The sequence below is a fragment of the Streptomyces sp. NPDC001903 genome (assembly GCF_042891345.1).
Classification (GTDB): Bacteria; Actinomycetota; Actinomycetes; order Streptomycetales; family Streptomycetaceae; genus Streptomyces.
The window spans coordinates 143,792-163,283 of record NZ_JBIASZ010000013.1 but is presented as its reverse complement, the minus strand read 5'-3'; the positions used below and the strand labels follow the sequence as shown (position 1 = coordinate 163,283).

Sequence of the window (19,492 nt, the reverse complement as noted above, 5' to 3'; positions counted from 1 at the left end):
AATTTATTCCCTGCGAACAATCCAGCCGACCAAATTTACGTCTTGCGGTCAGGACTTTACGCCTTGAGGCGCATCAAGCTGGGGTCATGACGAGTGCAACCCTCCGCAGTGGGGCGTGGAAACTGCTGGAGATGATCACGACGCCGCTGCTGCCGTCGGACTACCTTGACCTGGTACACCCGCTGCGCGCGGGCGCTGACCTGCGTGGGCGCATCGAGGCCGTGCACCCCGAGACGGCCGACGCCGCGACCATCGTGATCAGGCCGGGAAGGGGCTGGCGCGGTCACACGGCCGGTCAGTACGTGCGGATCGGGGTCGACGTCGACGGGAGGCGCCTGTGGCGCGCCTACTCCATCACCTCGCCGACGAACCGCCGGGACGGCCGCGTCACGATCACCGTGAAGGCGATCCCGGACGGCAAGGTCAGCAACCACCTGGTCCGCAGGGCGAAGCCCGGCACGCTGGTCCAGCTCGACCAGCCGACCGGTGACTTCGTACTGCCGGAGGCCAAGCCCGCCAAGGTGCTCTACCTGACGGCCGGCAGCGGCATCACGCCCGTGATGGGCATGCTGCGTGACATCGAGTTCGACGACGTCGTCATGGTCCACTGCGCGCCCCAGCCGCAAGACGTGATCTTCCGCGACGAACTGCACGACCTGGTCGCGGCCAAGAAGCTGCGGCTCACCGAGGTGCACACCGACACGGACGGCGTGCTCGACATCGCCCGACTCGACGAACTGGTGCCGGACTGGGCCGAGCGCGAGACCTGGGCCTGTGGGCCCGCGGGCCTGCTCGACGCCGCCGAGGAGTTCTGGAGCGGCCACGGCGTCGGAGAGCGCCTGCACACCGAACGCTTCCGCCCCGGCATCGTCGTCGCCGGTGACGGCGGCGAGGTCACGTTCAGCGCCACCGGCAAGACCGTCGACGCGGACGGCGCCACGCCGTTGTTGGACGTCGGCGAGGAGGCCGGCGTGCTCATGCCGTCCGGGTGCCGTATGGGCATCTGCTTCGGCTGCGTCACACCGCTCAAGGCGGGCTCCGTCCGCGACCTGCGCACCGGCGAGATCACCGAGGCCGAGCCGGGCGTCCTCATCCAGACCTGCGTGTCCGCCGCGGCGGGCCCCTGCGATATCGAACGGTAGGAGCACCTTGACCGCCATCGACCCCACCGCCCACCTGACCGCGGAGCAGATCGAGGAGCTCGGCCGCGAGCTGGACGCGATCCGCGATGAGGTGATCGCCGGCCGCGGTGAGAAGGACGCCGCCTACATCCGAAAGGTCATCTCGGCGCAGCGCAAGCTCGAGCTGGTCAGCAGGGGCGTGCTGCTGTTCTCGTTCTTCCCGCCCGCTTGGCTGATCGGCACCGCCGGGCTGTCCGTGGCGAAGATCATGGACAACATGGAGATCGGCCACAACATCCTGCACGGCCAGTGGGACTGGATGCGGGACCCGAAGATCCACTCGACCACCTGGGAATGGGATCACGTCTCGCCGGCCGACCAGTGGAAGCACTCGCACAACGAGCTGCACCACACGTACACCAACGTGATCGGCAAGGACAACGACCTCGGCTACGGCATCATGCGCGTCGACGAGGACCAGAGGTGGCACCCGTTCCACCTCGGCCAGCCGCTGTGGAACTTCCTCAACGCCTGCTTCTTCGAGTACGGCATCGCGGCGTACGACCTGGAACTCGGCAAGAACCTGAGCAAGCGCCGCCGCAAGAACCCGGAGTTCCGTGCGCGGGCCAAGGCCGTGGGCCGCAAGATCCGCAAGCAGGTGCTCAAGGACTACGTGATCCACCCGCTGCTGTCGGGCCCGTCGTTCCTCACCACGCTCGCCGCCACGTTCACCGCGAACCTGGTCCGCAACATCTGGTCCCACTCGGTGATCATGTGCGGGCACTTCCCCGAGGGCGTGCATGTCTTCGAGCGCCGGTCGATCAAGGGCGAGACCCGTGGCCAGTGGTACCTGCGCCAGATGATGGGCTCGGCGAACATCAGCGGCAGCAGGGCCATGCACTTCATGACCGGCAACCTGTCGCACCAGATCGAGCACCACCTGTTCCCGGACCTGCCGAGCAACCGGTATGCCGAGGTCGCGGTGAGGGTGCGCGCACTGTTCGAAAAGTACGAGCTGGAGTACGTCACCGGGCCGCTGCCCAAGCAGGTGTTCTCCGCGTGGCGCAAGGTCTTCCGGCTCTCACTGCCGAACAAGAAGCCCAAGGCCGAGGCGCCGGACCGCGAGCAGGAGCTCGTCGCCGCCTGATTCCCGGTATCGGTTCAGATCTTTCGGCAGTACCGGCGGCACCGCCGGTTCGGCTCTGCACGCCGAAGCCGCGCACATGCCCGGTACGGCACGCCCGTACCGGGCATGTGCGTGGGAACACAGGAGAGCGTGGGCGGCCGTGTGGGCCGGCTGCTGTCCGCCGGCCCGGCGGTGGCCACACGGCCCACGAGACGCGGCGCCGTGGGCGGGGCGCGGTGGTGCCGATCTTGACCGCACCCGGTGCAGGAGAGCCGCGGGGCGCTTTCTAGGCTGACCCCATGTCCGACGAGTCTCCTCTCATCCGCAGCCTGCGGGCCGCTGTCGCCGCCGCTCCCGAAGACGTGGCCCTGCGGCTGCACTTCACCGAACTGCTCCTCGCGGAGGGGAGGCACGACGAGGCCGTCGCGCAAGCCGCGATCGCGCTGCAGCACGCGCCGGGCGACGAAGCCGTACGGGGCCTGATGGTCCGCGCCATGCAACTGCCCACGGCCGGCACCCGGCCTTCGGCCTTCGACTGGGCGGCCGCCGAGCAGGAAGTCGCCGGCGTCGTCGGCCCCCGCTTCGCCGCCGGCCCCGTCGATCCCACCGACCCCGCCGACGCGGGCGGCGCCATCGAGGCCCCCCTGACCGCGGACGGCAGCGGCGACCCGGCCGATGCGTCCGCCTGGGACGTCGACGCCCCCGGCGACATACGCCTCGCCGACGTCGGCGGCATGCAGCAGGTCAAGGACCGGCTCGAAGCCGCCTTCCTCGCCCCGATGCGCAACCCCGAACTCCGCAAGCTGTACGGCAAGTCGCTCCGCGGCGGCCTGCTCCTCTACGGCCCGCCCGGCTGCGGCAAGACGTTCATCGCGCGGGCCGTCGCCGGCGAACTCGGTGCCGGCTTCATGTCGGTCTCGCTCTCCGACATCCTCGACATGTACATCGGCACCTCGGAGAAGAACGTCCACGACATCTTCGAGGCCGCCCGCCGCCAGGCGCCCTGCGTGGTCTTCCTCGACGAGCTGGACGCGCTCGGCGCCAAGCGCTCGCGCACGCACCACAGCGGTCTGCGCAATGTGGTCAACCAGCTCCTCACCGAGCTCGACGGCATCAACGCCGCTCAGAACGAAGGCGTCTTCGTGCTCGCCGCGACCAACGTCCCCTGGGACGTGGACCTGGCCCTGCGCCGCCCCGGCCGCCTGGACCGCACCCTGCTCGTGCTGCCGCCCGACGCTCCGGCCCGGGAGTCGATCCTCCGCTACCACCTGCGCGAGCGCCCCATCGAGTCCGTCGATCTCGGCAAGATCGTCAAGGCCACCGAGGACTTCTCCGGCGCCGATCTCGCCCATGTCTGCGAGAGCGCGGCCGAGTACGCGCTCCTGGACTCCGCCCGTTCCGGCACCATCCGCATGATCGGCACCAAGGACCTCCTGAACGCGACCAAGGAGATCAAGCCCTCCAGCGAATCCTGGTTCGCCGCCGCCCGCAACGTCGCCATGTTCGCCAACGACGGCGGCATCTACGACGACCTGGTCAGCTACCTGAAGAAGAAGCGCAAGCTGTGAGTGAAACGTCCCTGCACCCCCGGGTCGAACAGGCCCTCGAGCTCTACGGCATGGACCGGAGCGAGGAGGCCCTCGCCCTCCTCGACCGGCGTCTCGCCGAGGCACCCGACGACCACGAGGCGTGGACCGCGCGCGCCCGGTGCCTCACCTCACTCGACCGCCCCGCGGAGGGGCTCGACGCCGCCGACCAGGCACTGATGCTCGAACCCGAGTTCGCCGACGGGCACTTCATGCGCGGGTTCGCCCTGCGCAGGATGAACCGGCTGCCCGAGGCCGAGCTGTCGCAGCGCGAGGCCATCCGCCTCGCGCCGGAACGCTGGGGCCCGCGTGCCCAGCGCGCCGAGATGCTGATCTTCGTGGGGACGAAGGAGGAGGCTCTCCAGGAGGCCCAGGAGGCCGTACGGCTCGGCCCCGACGTCGTCGACACCTGGCACACCATGTACAAGGTCGCCCGGTTCAACAGCCGCTCCGACCTGGTGGACGAGTCCTTGCGGCAGCTCCTGCGCATCGACCCGACCGACCAGCTGGCCGTCGCCACGGTCACGCACCGCGAGGTCCGCAAGCCCGGTACGTCCGCCGCCCGGGCCGCCGACCTCTACGCCGGCGCGCTCGCCGCCGCCCCCGGCTCGGAGTGGCTCCGCTCCGACCTCGACAAGGCCGTCTACCGGATGCTCCGCGGCACCCGGTGGCTCGCCCTGCTCTGCCTGGTCATGGCCGCCGTCACCGTCGACGTCTTCCCCACCGGGGGCGGGGCGAAGGAGCTTCCCGTCCACCTCGGCACCCGGCTGTGGGCGCTGGCCCTGATGGCCGTGGTGTGGGGCTTCGGCGCCTGGCGCCGCTACCGGCGACTGCGGACCGGGGTGCAGCTCGCCGTGTTCGCGCTCGTGCGCCGCTCGTTCTGGCCCAGGGTCGTGCTCGGCCAGGCCACCTGGGCCACCCTGTGCGCGCTGCTGCTCGTGGCCCTGCCGTGGACCGAACGCACGGTCCCCCAGGTCCTGTTCTGGCTGGCCCTCGTACCGAACCTGCTCAGCATCACCCACGACCGGGACAAGGTCCGATGAGCCGGGACCTGCAACAGGCCGCCGCCCTCTTCGACCTGGGGCGCCACGAGCAGGCCGCCGCACTCGCCTCCCGGCACCTCGCCGGCGCCCCCGACGATGCCACCGCGCTCGTACTGCTCGCCCGCTGCCGGAACCGCCTCGGCGACGCACAGCAGGCGCTCACCAGCGTCGAACACGCCCTGCGCGTCGCACCCGAGTCGATGAGCGCCTGGCAGGTGCACGCCCACATCCTGCTCTCCCTGAAGAAGTACAGGCAGGCCGAGGTCTCCGCCCGGCGCACCGTCGAACTCGCCCCGCAGCTCTGGGCGAGCCACTACACCCTCGGCGCGGTCCTGGGCCGCAGCGTCCGCAGGAAGCGCAAGCGGGCCGCGCACGAGTCGGCCCGCAGGGCCGTCGCCCTCGCCCCCGAGGAGAGCGACGCGCACGTCCTCCTCGGCCTGACCGCCCAGCGCACCGGCAACCACCGGGTCGCCCAGCAGGCCTACGAGACGGCGCTGCGCCTCGACCCGGCCAACACCGCGGCCCACAACCACCTCTCGCTGCTCCATCTGCGCCGCAGCTGGTTCCGTCCCGGCTCGTGGACCCGAGCCGCCGAGGGCTTCGTCCAGGCCGCCGCCCTCGACCTGGACAATCCCTGGGCCCGCCACCACCTGGAGAACATGGCCTGGGGAACGCTCATGGGCTCCCGCTGGGTGGCCTTCGCCGGCACCGTCGCGGTGGCGTTGGGCACCGCCCACCTGCGTGCGGGCGCCACCGGCACCGACGCCCTCCTGACCTGCCTGGCGTGCGCGGCCGTGCTCGTCGGCGGCTGGGGAGGCTGGCTGCTGTGGCAGAGCCGGCGGGTCCCGCCCCACCTGCGCCGCCCCCTCCTGCTGGTGGCGCGCGGCTGCCGGTCGGTCCTCGGGATGACGCTCCCCCTCGCCCTGCTCATCGTCCACTCGGCCCTGGCGCTGGTGCTGTGGCGCAACGCCCTGTTCTCCGCGGCCGCGATTCCGCTGGTCTTCTTCGCGCTCGCCATGTCCGTGGCCGGCCGCACCGCCCTCCAGCAGCGCGCGCCCAAGCGGTAGCGGGCGGGGAGGCGGCGCCCGCGGGTGGGCATCCCGGCGCTGGTCGCCGGGATGCCCACGGGCTCAGGTCCCGATCTCGAACTCGGGGGCCTTGAGGCTCTTCAGGCACGCGGTGTGCGGGGCGGCCGGGTTGTCGAAGAAGGAGACGGCGATCTCCTGGGCGCACTTGGAGGTGGCGAACACCACGTGCGGCTCGTACGGGACCGTGACGACCTTGGCCTTGTCCAGGGTCCGGGCGACGTAGGGACCGTTGTCCGCGCCGGTCTGGGAGTCGAACCCGCCCGACAGGGCGAGGGTCGGGATGTCGCCGCGCGTGGCGTCCCGGATCGAGCGCGGGGCCGCGGGGACGTTCCAGACGTCGCAGTCCGGCCGGAGGGAGTTCAGTTGCGGGGCCTGGGCCTGTACCGAGCGGGGGAAGGCCGGGAAGGCCTTCTGTCCGCCCTTGAGCGCCTCGGCCTGGCTCTCGTACGGCGTCCACTCGCTGCAGAAGACGCCGTAGACGAGACCGTGCGCGACCCTGCCCACGGCCTGCGGGCTGAGCTTGCCGCCCGCCCACTGGCGGGCGATCCGCTGCGGCTTGCCGTGCGCCAGCTCGTCGAGGGCGATGGGGACCTGGGGCGCCACGTGGGTGGCTGAGGTCATCCAGTTCACCAGGGCCCCTCCGTCCAGTACGACCTTGACAGGCTTGTCGCTGCCGGGGAGCGTGACGGTGGTGGTGACCGGCTTGGCTTCGAGCCGGCGGACGAGCTCGTCGAAGGTGGCCGACAGGTTCGGGTAGCGCTTGTTGCACGCGGGCTGGGCGGCGCAGGCCTTGAACAGGCCGTCGAAGCCCTGCCGGGCGCTGCTCCAGGTCGCCGCCGATCCGGACCTGGACGGCGGCAGTATGCCGTCGATGCCCACCGCACGGAGCCCCTCGGGGTGCAGGCGCATGTAGACCAGCGCCAGGTGGGTGCCGTAGGAGATCCCGTACAGGTTCCACTGCTTGATGCCCAGCGCGGTGCGCAGGTCCTCGTAGTCGGCGGCGCTCTCGGTGTCGTTGTAGGCGCCCAGGTCGATGCCGCGGGCCGCCAGTCGGTCGCGGCAGGCCTTCGTGGCCTCGACGTGCAGGCGTTCGGTGGTAGGGGCGTCCTGGACGAGGCCGACGGCGCGTGCGTTGAACTCGTCGATGTTCGGGCACAGGAGGTTCGGCTCGGCCGAGTACGTACCGCGCTGGGACATGAAGATCACGTCACGGTCGCGGTTGAGGCCTCCGTCGATCGCCATCTTCGCCTCCCCGACCGCGTCGTCGCCGGGTCCGCCCGCGAGCCACACGATGGGGTCGGGCTTCGGCTTGTCGGTCTTGGCCGGCACGATCGCCACACCGAGCCTGATCGTCTTGCCGTTCGGGTCGGCGCGGTTCTCGGGCACGGTGAGGGTTCCGCAGCGGGCTCCCTTGAGCGCCTCGACCGGTTCCGGCGTCTTGGGGCAGGGGCCCGGTTCGTAGCGGGCGTCGCCCACCGTGCGGGCGGCCGTCCCGACCGGCGGCTCGGGGCTGGCACTGCCGTCGGTGCGCGACAGTGCCTGAGCGGGCGCCGCGAGCAGTCCGGTGACGAGGAGTCCGGTCGCCATGCCGGCCGACGCGGCCTTCAACCGTCGTACGGTGGGCCGGCTTCGGGACTCTCGGTGGCATGTCATCTGGCCTCCCGGTCACTTCGGGACGATCGTGAACGGCGCTGGTTCGAGGCCGTCCGCGCAGGCGGTGTCGGGCGCGGTCGGGCGGGCGAGGAAGGAGGCCAGCACGCGCTGCGCGCAAGGCGACTGCGGGACCACCCAGTGCCCGATCCCGGGAATCTGCACGGAGGTCGAGCGGGAGAGGTCGCGGCCCACGTCCTTCGCCCAGCTCGCCCCGGTCTTCACGTCGAACGTGCCGGAGACGAGGAGCGCCGGAACCGTACTGACCGTGGCCACCCGCTGGACGGACGCACGGTCCGGAACGTTCCAGATCCGGCACGCCGGGTACTGGAAGGGAAGTTGCGGTACTTGGGCCAGGACCGTGTCCGGCCACCCGGGGAAGGCCTCGCGCCCCGCCTTCAGCACGTCGGATTCCGAGTACCCCGGCGCCCACTCGCTGCACGCCACCGAGTTCGTCAGGCCGTGCGCGAACACACCGGTGTTCTGGACCGAGCCGGCCGCGCGGGCCTGCGCGAAGCGCTGCGGGTTGCCGCGGGCGAGTTCGTCGAGCGCCGCCGGGAGGTCCTTGGGCCGGGGGGTGAAGGCGACGATCAGGTTCAGCAGCGCGCCCCCGTCGAGGACGACCTTGACGGGCTTTCCTCCGCCCGGCGGCGGGACGTCCAGCGTCAGGGGGTGGGCCTCCAGTTTGCGCACCTGCTCCGTCAGCGTGCGCGGGAGGTCCGGGTACCGGCTCTTGCACGCGGGCTGCGCCGCGCACGCCGCGAAGATGTTGTCGATCCCCTCGGCGGCGCTTCTCCATCCCCACGGGAGGGTCGCGCTCCGGGGAGGCGTGACCGAGTCGAGCGCCACGGCGCGGATCCCCTCGGGGTGCAGGCGCAGGTACGTCAGGGCCAGATCGCTGCCGTACGAGTACCCGTAGACGTTCCACCGCGGGATGTTCAGCGCGCGCCGCAGGTCGGCGAAGTCCGCGGCGTTCTCCGTCGTGTTGTAGGCGCTCAGGTCGACGCCGTCGGCCGTCAGGCGGTCCCGGCACTCCTTGACCGCCTTCAGCATGAGCTGCTGCGCCCGCTTCGCGTCGTAGCCCAGACCCACGGACTGCGCGTTGAAGCGGTCGATCTCCGGGCAGGCGAGGTTCGGCCGGTCGTAGAGGTTGCCGCGCTGGGCCATGACGATCAGTTCGCGGTCCTTGTTCAGGCCGGACTCCACGAGGAACGGGATGTCGTCGAACGTGTCGCCACCGGGGCCGCCCGCCATGAACACCAAGGGGTCCTGGGCCGGCTTCGCCGGTTTCGCGGCCGGGATGACCGCAACGGCCAGCTCGATCGTCCTCCCGCCGGGGCGGGAGCGGTTCTCGGGCACCTCCAGGAAGCCGCACCGTGCGCTGCCGAGCGCTTCGATCGGCTCCGGAGTCCTGGGACAGGGGCCGGGTACGAAACGGGAGGGGGCCGGCGAGCCGGGGCCGTCTGCGGACAGGGCGGACGACGGCGCGGCGCTGCCCGGTGTGGGGCCGAATGCCGCCAGGCACACCAGAGCGGCCGCGGCGGTCACCGCGTGGATGTTGTGCTTCGGCATGTGATCTCGTCCCTCTGCCGATACGGCGGCGGGACCGCCGGGCCGGGCCGCAGCGGTGTGGACGCAACGCTCCCCCTCGACGCTACTCGGTGGGCCGTACCCGCGCACGCGGAGCGACCGGCGGCCCGTGGCCGGGCCCGCCGGAGCGGGCCGCAGGACCGGATCACCGCGCCGCCCCGTGCCCCGGGGAGGGGCGGGGCGGCGGGTCCTCACAGCCGGCAGGCGTGGATCGCCGTGGTGAGGATCGCCCGGGCGCCCAGTGCGTAGAGGCCGTCCATGATCTGCTGCGCCTCCTTCGCCGGGACCATGGCCCGGACGGCGACCCACCCCTCGTTGTGCAGCGGGGAGACGGTGGGTGCTTCGAGTCCAGGGGTCAGGGCGACCGCCTCCTCCAGGTGCTCCGCGCGGCAGTCGTAGTCCATCATCACGTAGGCGCCGGCCACCAGGACGCCCTGGAGGCGCCGCAGGAACTGCCGGGCCCTCGGATCGTCCGTGCCGGGGCGGCGGACGAGGACGGCCTCCGATTCCATGACGGGTTCGCCGATCACTTCGAGACCGGCGTTGCGCAGGGAGGTCCCGGTCTCCACCACGTCCGCGACGACCTGGGCCACGCCCAGCTCGACGGCGGTCTCCACGGCGCCGTCGAGGTGGACGACCGTGGCCTGGATGCCGCTGTTCGCCAGGTGCTTGGCCACGATGTTCTCGTACGAGGTGGCGATCGTCAGGCCGTCGAAGTCGGCCGTGCCCCGCGCCGAGCCCGGCTTGGCCGCGTAGCGGAACGTGGAGCGGGCGAAGCCGAGGGCCAGGACCTCCTCCGCGTTGGCGCCCGACTCCAGCAGCAGGTCGCGGCCGGTGATGCCGAGGTCGAGCCGCCCGGTGCCGACGTACACGGCGATGTCGCGGGGGCGGAGGTAGAAGAACTCGACCCGGTTTCCGGGATCGACCGTGACGAGCTCCTTGGCCTCCTTGCGCTGCAGGTAGCCGGCCTCCCTCAGCATGGCCGAGGCCCGCTCGGACAAGGAGCCCTTGTGGGGAACCGCGATCCTCAGCATTCGTCAGAACTCCTTGATGAGGGACGACGAGGGATGGGCCTCGGCCGACAAGAGGCCTAGGGGGTGTCGCCGAAGTAGCTTCGTCCGCCCGTGAGGGCGGGGCCGGCGGGGTCTGGTGCGTGTGATCGCAAGGCGGAGGAGAGAGGCGACGCTCGCGTCGTCGACCGACGACAACGCGGCGAGCGCGCGTGCCGGACCCCGCCGGCCAGAAGGGACTTTGACGACACCCCCTAGGGGGTGTCGAAGGTCAGGACCCCGGCCGCCTCCGCGCCGCTGGAGGCGTTGATCGTCGAGGCGGTCCTCGGCGGGGCCTGGCGCAGGAACGTGCCGGCGAACCGGCCGCCGAAAACGAGGGGGGCCAGGACCACCTCGCGCCCGGCCGGTTCGGCTCCGGGTACCTCGACGACGGCGGGGCGCAGCCGGCGCTGGAGGACGTAGGTCTCGCGCGGGTCGGCGAGGCGCTCCTCCAGCAGGGCCCGCCACTGCCCGTCGTCCTGGGTGAATCCGAAGGCGAGGTCCTTGCCCCCGTAGGCCGAGGCGGGTTTGCAGACGAGCTCCTCGCGCTCCGCGAGGGCGCGGTCGAGGGTGTCCGCCCGCAGCCGGAGGGTCAGCGGGACGTGGGCCCGCGCCAGGTCCCGCTCCTTGTCGCTCAGGAGGTGGTCGAACTCCGGCTCGGTGAGCAGGGCCAGGTTGGCCTTGTTGTCGTGCAGGGCCGTGGCCGGGGCGCCGATGAAGTCGAGCTTCTCGGCGATGTCGAGTTCCATCAGCCGGCGGGTGAGGGCGGGCGGGACGTGCCGCCTGGTCTCGTGCCAGGTGTACATGGTGACCACCACGTCGATCCGCCTGCCCTCGAAGGAGGCTCCCTCGTCGTCGAGTTCGAGGTCGGTGACGAGGCCGCAGCTGACCTCGTACCCGCCCGAGCGGACCATGTCGACGAAGAACCTGCGGCCCGAGTCGGAGTCCGCGGGGTTCGCGATCGCCTCGAACACGTGGAGGGGCCGCTCCGTGTCGTGGTCGCGCAGCAGGCCGACGAACATGTCCAGCCAGACGTGCGAGGTGGCGGCGGAGACCGGGGTGAGGCCGCGCGCCGCGAGGAAGCGGGCGTAGTCCGAGTCGAGCGTGGCTTCGGTGTAGGGGGCGATCGTGCTCATGCCGCCCATCGGGGTGGAGACGTTGAGCTCGACGAGCTGCAGTCCGTCGCCGGTCACCACCAGGTCCGGCCGCATGATCGCGGTGGCCGCGCGGCCCGTGCGCGGATGGCGCAGCGCGCTGATCATCAGCTCCGCGTCCTCGGCGGGGACGCCGAGGTAGCCGGCCCAGGCCTCCAGGTCGTCGCCGAAGACGCGGCGGGGGAAGTCCGAGACCAGCTCGGCGAGGCGCAGGCCGAGTTCGGCGACCTCGTCGGCCGCCGCTCCGTGGAAGACGACGGGCGGGTACGCGTGGACCCAGCCCGGGCGGTGGAGCCGCTTCTGGAATCGCTCGTTGTCCGCGGCGGCGGCGCCGGTGGCGGCGAATTCCGCCCAGGCGGCGGTGGCCCGCGGGTCGAGCGAGGACCAGGCGGTCACGAGATCTTCCCGGCGGCGCGCAGCGCGGCGAGGACGGCGTTGACGGTCTCGGAGGACTGGTCGACGCCGGTGGCCCGGAAGGAGTAGTTGAGCCCGCCCGGGTTCACCAGGTTGAACTCCATGATGTACGGGTACGCCATGTCGATGCCCGAGTAGAAGATGCCCAGGTCCATCATGCGCTTGCCGAGGGCCCGGACGAACTCGTCCTCCTCGGGGGTCAGGGTGAGGCCCTCGAACTTGGTGCCGAGCGTGACGTTGGCCCGGTCGTCGTTGTCGAAGTGGAAGCGGCGGAAGCCGCAGACCGGGACGTCGCCGGCGATGATCACGCGCTTCTCGTTGCTGCGGACGTTGGGGATGTACTCCTGGACGGCCGTGTACCGCTTGGAGAGCCCGATGATGTTGCGGCTGTACATCTCGTAGCGCGGTACGGCGTTGCCGGTGGCGGCCTGGAGCAGTGCGGGGCGGTTGCGCTCGTTCTTGTTGACGAAGTAGACGCCCGCGCCGCAGCCCTCGTTGGTCGGCTTGAGCACCCAGGTGCGGTTCTCGTCGGACTCGACCAGCCCGGTGAGGTACTCGAAGTCGTTCGAGACGTAGGAGGCGGGCAGGTGCTCCGCGGGGACGGCCGCACTCAGAGTGATCTTGGAGTTGAGGTAGAAGAGGGCGGAGGCGTCGTTGACGAAGGGGACCCGCTGGTTCAGCAGCCACAGCAGCTGGAAGGAGTCGGCGAGCGCCTCGGGGTGGGTGCCCGTGAGGACCCAGACCAGGTCGAAGTCCTCGGCGGAGGCGTAGGACTCGCTCAGCGCGGGGAAGTCGTGGCCGGTCAGGTACTCCTCGCTGAGCTGCACCCGGTCGACGACCACGACGTTGTCGTGCAGGCAGAGGGTGTCGATGTCGCCGATGTGGACATCGTGCCCTTCGCGGTGGAGCGCACTCGGGATGATCGAGTGGTTGTCGAGCCGGAATTTCGCTGCCTCTGATACGAGGACCAGGATCTTGTACGACATGGGAAGTGCCTTTCGGGCGCTGACGTGTTGGCGTGCCGGTGCACGCGGGGGTGGGGGCGGATGGGGCGGCGGCGGGGGGCTCAGCGGCCGGCGGTCAGGGTGCGTACGGCGAGGTCGAGTCGGCCCTCCAGTTCCTCGCGGTCGGCGCCGGACGCGACCACGAAGCCGTGCCGGTCCCCGGACCGGCGGACCTCCGGCGGAAGTCCGCCCGGCGGGACGGCGACGCTGACCTCCGTGACCCCGGGGAGGGCGGCGACCGATGCGATCTCCTCGTCCGTGATCGTGAGCGGCACCGTGCGGTCGAAGGTGACGTAGCGGATCCCGGCGACGCGCTCGCGGGTGGGGGCGTCCGGGACGGGCAGGCCGAGGAGGTCCGCCATGGCCTGTTCGAAGACGTCCTCGCCGAGCGCCAGGTCCAGCATGTCGCTGAGCCGGTCGCCGCCGGGGCGGCCGTGCGACTCGATGAGGCGGGGGCCCTTGGCCGTGAGCATGACCTCGGTGTGCGAGGGGCCCGTGCGGTAGCCCGCCGCGTCCAGGGTCGCGGTGACCAGTGCGGCGACGGCCCGCTCGTCCTGCGGGTCGAGCCGTACGGGCAGCGTGTGGCCGGTCTCGACGAATCCGGGTGCGCCGGTGGTCGCCTTCTCCGTGATCGCGAGGACCCGGTGGCCCGCGGACGAGCTCATGGCCTCCACGCTGTACTCGGTCCCCACGAGGAACTCCTCCACGATGTGGGGGGTCGTGAAGTCCAGTGCGGCCAGGTGGCTTTCGAGCTCCGGCGGTCCCGCGAGGCGGCGCACCCCGGCGCTGCCGGTGCCGTCGGCCGGCTTCACGATGCAGGGGTAGCCGATGGCCGCGACGGCCGCACGGATCTCGTTCTCGTGCGTGCAGAGCCGGTACGCGACGGGCGCGCCGGCCCGGTCGCCGACCGCGGATCGCAGCTTCGCCTTGTCCTTGAACGCCTCCATGGCCTCGGGCGGGTTGCCGGGCCAGCCGAGGTGACGGTTGACCAGCGCGGCGACGGAGCAGCCGAGTTCGCCGAAGCCGAAGCAGCTGACGGGAGCGGCCAGGTCCAGAGCGCGCAACCGCTCGACGAGGTCCTCGGGGTCGGTCGTCCACGGGGAGTGGAAGGCCAGTCCCGGACCGTCCGCGGGCAGCGGCCTGCCGGGTTCGGGGACGGTCACGGTGGCGGCGCCCAGCTTCCGGGCCGCGGCCAGGACATGGCTGCGGGGATTGAGCAGCACGACGGTCGGCTGTGTTTCAGGCATGGCGCGTACGCACTTTCGGTAGGAGGAGACAGGTCACCGCGGCGGCGAGGGAGGATCCGACGAGCACCAGCCACACCTCGCCGCCGCCGCGCGCGGTCTGCAGCAGATAGCCGCTCGCGCTGGAGCCGAAGAGGCTGCCCAGGGCTCCGGCCGCGCTCATCGCGCCGAGCGCGAGCCCGGTGCGGCGGGTCGCCGCGGCGTTCACCGCCTGCTCGTCGAGGCTGGGGCCGATCAGCATCTCCGCCAGCGTGACCGGCACCACGAAGGCGAGCAGCGACCACCACCCGGCGAGCGGTATCAGCGTGGCGTAGGCGCAGGCGAAGGCGAGGAAGCCGAGGACCAGCAGGGTGCGGGCGGTGGCGCGGCGGAACACGTGCCGCAGCAGGGTGTACTGGAACAGCACGACGAGCAGACCGTTGGCCGTGAAGACCACCGAGATCGCGGCGGTGCTGCCGGTCATCTCGTTCGCGGTGATCGGGAGCAGGACGTTGAGCTGGCTGTAGATCGCCCAGTACGCGACCCCCAGCCCGCACAGGGGCAGCCACTGGCGCAGCGTCCACGGCGCGGCGGGCGTACCGTCCGCCGCCGGAGCGGGGGCCCGTCCCGCGGCGGGCCGTGACCGGGAGGCCGTCACGGACCGTCGCAGGACCAGGCGGGTGCCGAGGACGAGGTGCGAGAGCACGCAGGCCGCCAGGATCCAGCCGAACCCGAGCGGGTACACCGCGGCGCCCAGTGCGGGCCCGGCCACGACGCCCACGTTCACGAACGTCGAGCGCAGCGCGAGCATCGTGCGCGGGTCGGTGCCCTCCTGCGAGACGAGGAGCGTCTTGGTCGACAGGCCCAGCAGCGAGCCGCCGACCCCGACGGCCACGATCCCCGCCACGAGCGGCGCCTGGGCGCCGGCGCCGCCGATCCCGAGGAGTACGTAGCCCAGGACGCGCAGGAGGAAGCCGGCGGACATCACCCGGTGGGCGCCGAACCGGTCGACCAGCAGCCCGGTCAGGAGCGAGAACGCCTGGCCGGAGAAGGCGAGCAGACCGACCAGGAAGCCGGTGCGGCCCGCCGGTATGCCCTGCGCCGTCAGTTCGATGGCCAGCAGGGGCAGGAACATGAAGGTGGTCAGGCCGGTGAAGAGCACCGCCACCAGCAGGAGGCGCGCTGTGGGGGACGCCTCTCGCCAGGCGTTCACGGCGCGGGGAGCCGGGCGGGTTCGTCGGCCTCGGTCAGGTTGCCCAGGATCCACTCCTCGACCTGGAGCAGGCGCTGCTCCACCTCCGCGGTGTCGGCTCCGCGGACCAGGGCGAAGCAGAGGTTGGAGGTGCTGTTCTGCGCCACGGCGCCGGGCGCGAGCTGCTCGTTGACCTGGTAGTGCTCGACCCAGTCGAACGGCAGGGCCCGCGGTGCGCGCACCGGGCGGCCCTGGGGCACGATGCCGATGGAGCCGCGGAGTTCGGCCGGCGGGGCGGTCGGCGCGGGGTCCACGGGCAGACCGCAGGACAGCCGCAGCCAGGTGGTGTGCAGGTCCAGGCCGTAGGTCAGGCGGGTGAGGGCGGGGATGCGGGAGCCGCCGACGCGCGAGGCGATCTCGCACAGCACGAACTCGTCCTCGGGCGTGCGGAACACCTCGAGGTGGTAGGCGCCGACTTCCGGGGTGTCGAAGGCCTCGAGGACCCGGTCGAGGAACTCCTCCAGTCGCCGGGCGAGTTTGCCGCTCGGGTCGAGCTGGAGCGAGCCGTTGTTCCGGCCCGAGAGGACGCCGAGGCAGTCCCGCAGGTACCGGGAGGAGGCCACGAAGCGGTAGCCGGGTGCCAGGATCGCGTCGACGTGGTAGATCTCGCCGTCGACGAAGTCCTCGACCATGAGGTCCTCGCGCCAGTGGCGACGGCTGAACGCCATGAGGTCGCCCTCCTCGCGCAGCACCACGATGTCGCGCGAGCCGCCCTGGCTCACCGGCTTCACGACGACCGGGTAGTCGTTCTCCGCGATGAACCGGGTGAGGTCGACGATCGTCTTCAGCCGGGCGTGGCGCGGAGTGGCCACCGTGCGGCCGGCGGTCTGCTTCATGACGACCTTGTCGCGGAACTGCCGTGCGCTGCGCGCCGACTGGCCGGGGATGCCGAGGTCCTCCCGGATGCGCGCGGCCCGTTCGAGGTCGTACTCGTTGTCCGTGATGACGTGCGCGAAGCGCCGGGTCCGCGCCAGCTCCCGGATCCGCAGTTCGGCGTAGGGGACGAACTCGCAGTCCTCGACGTGTTCGTAGGAGCCGAGCCCCGCGATGTGCGCGAGCGGGTTGTGGCTGAAGACGTGGAGCCCGTCCGCCAGCTCGTGGAGCATGGCCGGATAGTCGTGTTGGGCGCCATAATTGATGATGGCGACATCGGTCATGGGTGCGGCCTCTGATTCTTCTGCGGTGGAATTCGGCGATCCAGGTCGACCGTGCGGGCATTCAGCCCTGCAGGGCGAGCAGCGGCAGGTCGTCCTGGACGCTGTACGGCCTTCGGCCCCAATGCATCGTGCACCAGGGTCCGGTCATCTCCTCCAGTGCGGAAATGACCACCGGCCGGTATTCGGGGTCCTCGACGAGCGGGCCGTCGGGCGGGAAGACCTGCTTGATGTAGCGGTGTCCGGGGTCGGCGGCCATGAAGACGACGGGGCCGCCCGAGGGCTCGGTCGAGCGGATGTACCGGGCGGCCTGCCAGCCGGCTCCGGCGGACAGCCCGGCGAAGACGCCCGTGGTGGAGAGCAGGTGGCGGCAGCCCGCGGCCGACACGTCGAAGTCGACCCAGTGGATGTCGTCGTAGGCGCTGTAGTCGATGTTGTCGAAGCGGATGCCGCTGCCGATGCCCGCGATGATGAACCCGTCGAGCGGGAAGTTCTCGGAGCCGAAGGAGCGGCTGCCGAACGGCTGGATGCCGGCCACCCGGACGTTGGGGCAGGACTCGCGCAGGTAGCGGCTCATCGCGCTGGTGGAGGCGCCGGTGCCGACGCCGCCGACCAGGCTCATCTCGGCCCAGCCCAGCTCCTTGAGGAGCAGCTCCGCCACGTGTTCGTAGCCGGCGTAGTGCACGTCGTCGTGGTACTGCTGCATCCAGTACGCGTCCGGGTTGCGCCGCAGGTACGCGTGGACGAGCCGGACGCGCGCCTCCTGGTCGTGCTGGAGGTTGGCCCCGCCGCCGGAGACCTGGTCGTAGGTGGCACCGAGGTACTTGAGCTGGGTCTTGATGCCGTCGTCGACCGCGACGGAGGCGAAGACGTGGCACTTGAGCCCCAGCTCGCGGCAGACCAGGGCGAGGGCGTGGCCGTAGATGCCACTGGAGCTGTCGACGAGGGTCTGCCCGTGCCGGATCACCCCGCGCGCGAGCAGGTCCTTGACCGCCCGGTAGACCGAGGTCACCTTCATGACCTCGAACCGGAGGACATAAATTCCGTCGCCGAGATCTATCAGATCCGGTTGGGACATTTTCTCAGTGAATGACGAGTACACCGTGCTCCGTGCTCCCCTCTGCATTTCTGGGCTGCGGGCCTACTGATGCCCCGCAAAGTTGAGTCCGATGGCTACCGGATCGGTCCCGAACCATTCCCGTCGGCCGGGAACGAAACGGGAACGGACCATGGCTGAATCGGAACCCCGCAGCCGTACCCGGACCGCCCCGAGGAGGGCTCCCGTGACGCCCGAAGCCGCGCCGGACGACCCGCGCATCGAGCGTGCGGACGTGGCCGGGGCCCACCGGATCGTGGTCAAGGTCGGTTCCGCGCGGGCGCCGGCGGGCGCGGGGAGGGGGGAACGTACTTCCACCGTCGGCGCGCAGGACGTGGCCCTGTTCGCACCGCACGCGTACGCGGAGACGGGCTCGGGACGGCGGCGTCGGCCGCCGGGCGCGCCGCTGGAGGAGATCGCCCCGCGATCGCCCCCCGGGGCCCTGCTGATCAGCGTGGCGGCCGGACTGACCACGGCCTTCTTCGAGCGGCGGGTCCCGGACGGCGTCGCGGTGGTCCGGGCGATGCCCAACACGGCGGTGCGGGTCGACGAGGGATGACCGCCCTCTCGGGCTCGGGACCCGCCTGCTTCTACTTCCGCGTCGAGGCGATGACCGACGCGGGCGTCCTGCCGGGGCTTTCGAGGGACAAGGCCCGCGAGCTCGTCGTACGCGGCTCCGCGGGCGCCTCGGTCATGCTGCGCGACTCCGGCACGCACCCGGTCGAGCTCCGCGAGGCGGCCACCTCACCGGCGGGCACCACCATCGGCGCAGTGCGGGAGCCGGAACGGCACGGCGTACGGGCCGCGCTGATGGCGGCCCTGAGGGGGTGTCCGCGACGTAGCGCCGTGCGCCCGCAGGGCGCTCCCGCGGGGCAGGCGGGACTGTGCGGACACCCCCTGGAGGCCGCACGCGAAGGGAGCGTCGAGCCGGCCGCCTCGTACGGGCGGGCCGGGGCGGCGTCAGGACGGGAGCCACGCCTTCCAGGTGGCCTCGTTCTCCTTCACCCAGCGGGCCGCCGCCTCCTGCGGCGCCAGCTTCTCCTCCGCGATCATCAGGGAGACCTCGTTCTGCATCGCGGTCGTCCAGCGGAACTTCTTCAGGAAGGCGGCCGCGTCACCTCCGCCGTCCGCGAAGCGGGCGTTGAGGAACTTCTGCAGCGGGGTGTGCGGGTAGGCGCAGGCCACCTTCTGCGCGTCGGCGTCACAGCCCTCCTGGTGGGCGGGCAGCTCCACCTCCGTCATCGGGACCTTCTCGAACAGCCACTGGGGCTTGTACCAGTAGCTCAGGAAGGGCTTCTTCTCCTTGGCGAACTGCTTGATCTGCGTGATCTGCGCCGCCTCGGAGCCCGCGAACACCACCTGGTAGTCCAGGTCCAGGTTCTTCACGAGCGCCTTGTCGTTCGTCACGTACGACGGGGAGCCGTCGAGCAGCTGGCCCTTGCCGCCGCTCTCCGCCGTACGGAAGTCCTCGGCGTACTTGTTCAGGTTCTTCCAGTCGGTGACGTCCGGGTGCTGCTCGGCGAAGTACGTCGGCACGAACCAGCCGATGTGGCCGGTCACTCCGAGATCGCCGCCGCGCTTGATCGTCGCCTTGTCCTCGACGTACCGCTTCTCCTGCTCGGGGTGGCCCCAGTCCTCCATGATGGCGTCCACCCGGCCCTGGCTGAGCGCGTCCCACGCGGGTACCTCGTCGATCTGGACGGTGTCCACCCGGTAGCCGAGCTCGTGCTGCAGCAGGTACTGGGCGACGGCCACGTTGGCCTGCGCGCCCACCCACGACTGCACGGACAGCGTCACCGTCCGGGAGTCCTTCGCGTCGGCGTACGGGGAGGCCTGGCGGGTCATGTCGGCGGCGCCGCAGCCCGTGAGGGCGGTCAGGGCGACGGCGGCCGCGAGGGCGATGGAGCGGGTACGAGGTGCGGTGGAACGGGTGCGGGCCATG

The 19,492-nt window shown here is 71.3% G+C and carries 15 protein-coding genes and 1 pseudogene; 6 read left to right on the top strand and 10 right to left on the bottom strand.

All coding sequences use genetic code 11. From position 1 onward, the window contains the following. Nucleotides 1-86: 86 nt before the first annotated feature. The 5 genes from ACFYZS_RS26990 (at nucleotide 87) to ACFYZS_RS26970 (ending at nucleotide 5,943) form a co-directional block, all read left to right on the top strand. Nucleotides 87-1,142 (top strand): ferredoxin reductase, encoded by a 1,056-nt coding sequence (locus ACFYZS_RS26990; RefSeq protein ID WP_389017647.1) that lies wholly within the window; start codon nucleotides 87-89, stop codon nucleotides 1,140-1,142. Nucleotides 1,143-1,149: 7 nt separating this feature from the next. Further along, nucleotides 1,150-2,268: a fatty acid desaturase family protein gene (locus ACFYZS_RS26985; protein ID WP_389017644.1), complete on the top strand. Its 1,119-nt coding sequence runs from the start codon at nucleotides 1,150-1,152 to the stop codon at nucleotides 2,266-2,268. Nucleotides 2,269-2,546: 278 nt separating this feature from the next. Continuing rightward, the gene (locus tag ACFYZS_RS26980) at nucleotides 2,547-3,815 is read left to right on the top strand and encodes an AAA family ATPase (RefSeq protein ID WP_389017641.1); all 1,269 of its coding nucleotides are present in this window, start codon (nucleotides 2,547-2,549) and stop codon (nucleotides 3,813-3,815) included. Next, nucleotides 3,812-4,876 carry a hypothetical protein gene (locus ACFYZS_RS26975; protein ID WP_389017638.1) on the top strand — a complete coding sequence of 355 codons (1,065 nt, stop codon included), beginning with the start codon at nucleotides 3,812-3,814 and terminating at the stop codon, nucleotides 4,874-4,876. Before ACFYZS_RS26980 ends, ACFYZS_RS26975 begins: the two co-directional genes overlap by 4 nt. Further along, nucleotides 4,873-5,943: a CDC27 family protein gene (locus ACFYZS_RS26970; protein ID WP_389017635.1), complete on the top strand. Its 1,071-nt coding sequence runs from the start codon at nucleotides 4,873-4,875 to the stop codon at nucleotides 5,941-5,943. The genes ACFYZS_RS26975 and ACFYZS_RS26970 overlap by 4 nt, the downstream gene beginning before the upstream one ends. 63 nt (nucleotides 5,944-6,006) lie before the next feature. Here ACFYZS_RS26970 and ACFYZS_RS26965 read toward each other — a convergent pair whose 3' ends face one another. From ACFYZS_RS26965 to ACFYZS_RS26925, 9 genes are all read right to left on the bottom strand, one after another. Next, nucleotides 6,007-7,551: an alpha/beta fold hydrolase gene (locus ACFYZS_RS26965; RefSeq protein ID WP_389017908.1), complete on the bottom strand. Its 1,545-nt coding sequence runs from the start codon at nucleotides 7,549-7,551 to the stop codon at nucleotides 6,007-6,009. 78 nt (nucleotides 7,552-7,629) lie between these two features. After that, nucleotides 7,630-9,186: an alpha/beta fold hydrolase gene (locus ACFYZS_RS26960; RefSeq protein WP_389017632.1), complete on the bottom strand. Its 1,557-nt coding sequence runs from the start codon at nucleotides 9,184-9,186 to the stop codon at nucleotides 7,630-7,632. A 209-nt stretch (nucleotides 9,187-9,395) separates the two neighbouring features. Beyond that, a complete protein-coding gene (hisG, locus tag ACFYZS_RS26955; protein ID WP_389017630.1) occupies nucleotides 9,396-10,238 on the bottom strand; it encodes an ATP phosphoribosyltransferase in 843 nt (280 codons plus the stop codon). Between the two features lie 230 nt (nucleotides 10,239-10,468). Next, nucleotides 10,469-11,803, bottom strand: coding sequence for a hypothetical protein (locus tag ACFYZS_RS26950; RefSeq protein ID WP_389017627.1), 1,335 nt, complete (start codon nucleotides 11,801-11,803; stop codon nucleotides 10,469-10,471). After that, entirely contained in the window at nucleotides 11,800-12,807 is a 1,008-nt protein-coding gene (locus ACFYZS_RS26945) for a RimK family alpha-L-glutamate ligase (RefSeq protein ID WP_389017624.1), read from the bottom strand. The genes ACFYZS_RS26950 and ACFYZS_RS26945 overlap by 4 nt, the downstream gene beginning before the upstream one ends. Nucleotides 12,808-12,887: 80 nt before the next feature. Next, entirely contained in the window at nucleotides 12,888-14,072 is a 1,185-nt protein-coding gene (locus ACFYZS_RS26940; RefSeq protein WP_389017621.1) for an ATP-grasp domain-containing protein, read from the bottom strand. Then, complete coding sequence (locus ACFYZS_RS26935; RefSeq protein ID WP_389017618.1) at nucleotides 14,065-15,261, bottom strand: MFS transporter; 1,197 nt, start codon at nucleotides 15,259-15,261, stop codon at nucleotides 14,065-14,067. Before ACFYZS_RS26935 ends, ACFYZS_RS26940 begins: the two co-directional genes overlap by 8 nt. Further along, nucleotides 15,258-16,457 carry an acetyl-CoA carboxylase biotin carboxylase subunit family protein gene (locus ACFYZS_RS26930; RefSeq protein WP_389017615.1) on the bottom strand — a complete coding sequence of 400 codons (1,200 nt, stop codon included), beginning with the start codon at nucleotides 16,455-16,457 and terminating at the stop codon, nucleotides 15,258-15,260. The genes ACFYZS_RS26935 and ACFYZS_RS26930 overlap by 4 nt, the downstream gene beginning before the upstream one ends. 61 nt (nucleotides 16,458-16,518) lie before the next feature. Then, nucleotides 16,519-17,532 (bottom strand): pyridoxal-phosphate dependent enzyme, encoded by a 1,014-nt coding sequence (locus ACFYZS_RS26925; RefSeq protein WP_389017612.1) that lies wholly within the window; start codon nucleotides 17,530-17,532, stop codon nucleotides 16,519-16,521. A gap of 415 nt (nucleotides 17,533-17,947) precedes the next feature. Here ACFYZS_RS26925 and ACFYZS_RS26920 point away from each other — a divergent pair. Then, nucleotides 17,948-18,393 (top strand): annotated as a pseudogene (locus tag ACFYZS_RS26920) (pyrroline-5-carboxylate reductase family protein); the annotation flags it as partial. 117 nt (nucleotides 18,394-18,510) lie between these two features. Here the strand turns inward: ACFYZS_RS26920 and ACFYZS_RS26915 are convergent. Continuing rightward, complete coding sequence (locus ACFYZS_RS26915) at nucleotides 18,511-19,491, bottom strand: ABC transporter substrate-binding protein (protein ID WP_389017609.1); 981 nt, start codon at nucleotides 19,489-19,491, stop codon at nucleotides 18,511-18,513. Nucleotide 19,492: the final 1 nt, after the last annotated feature.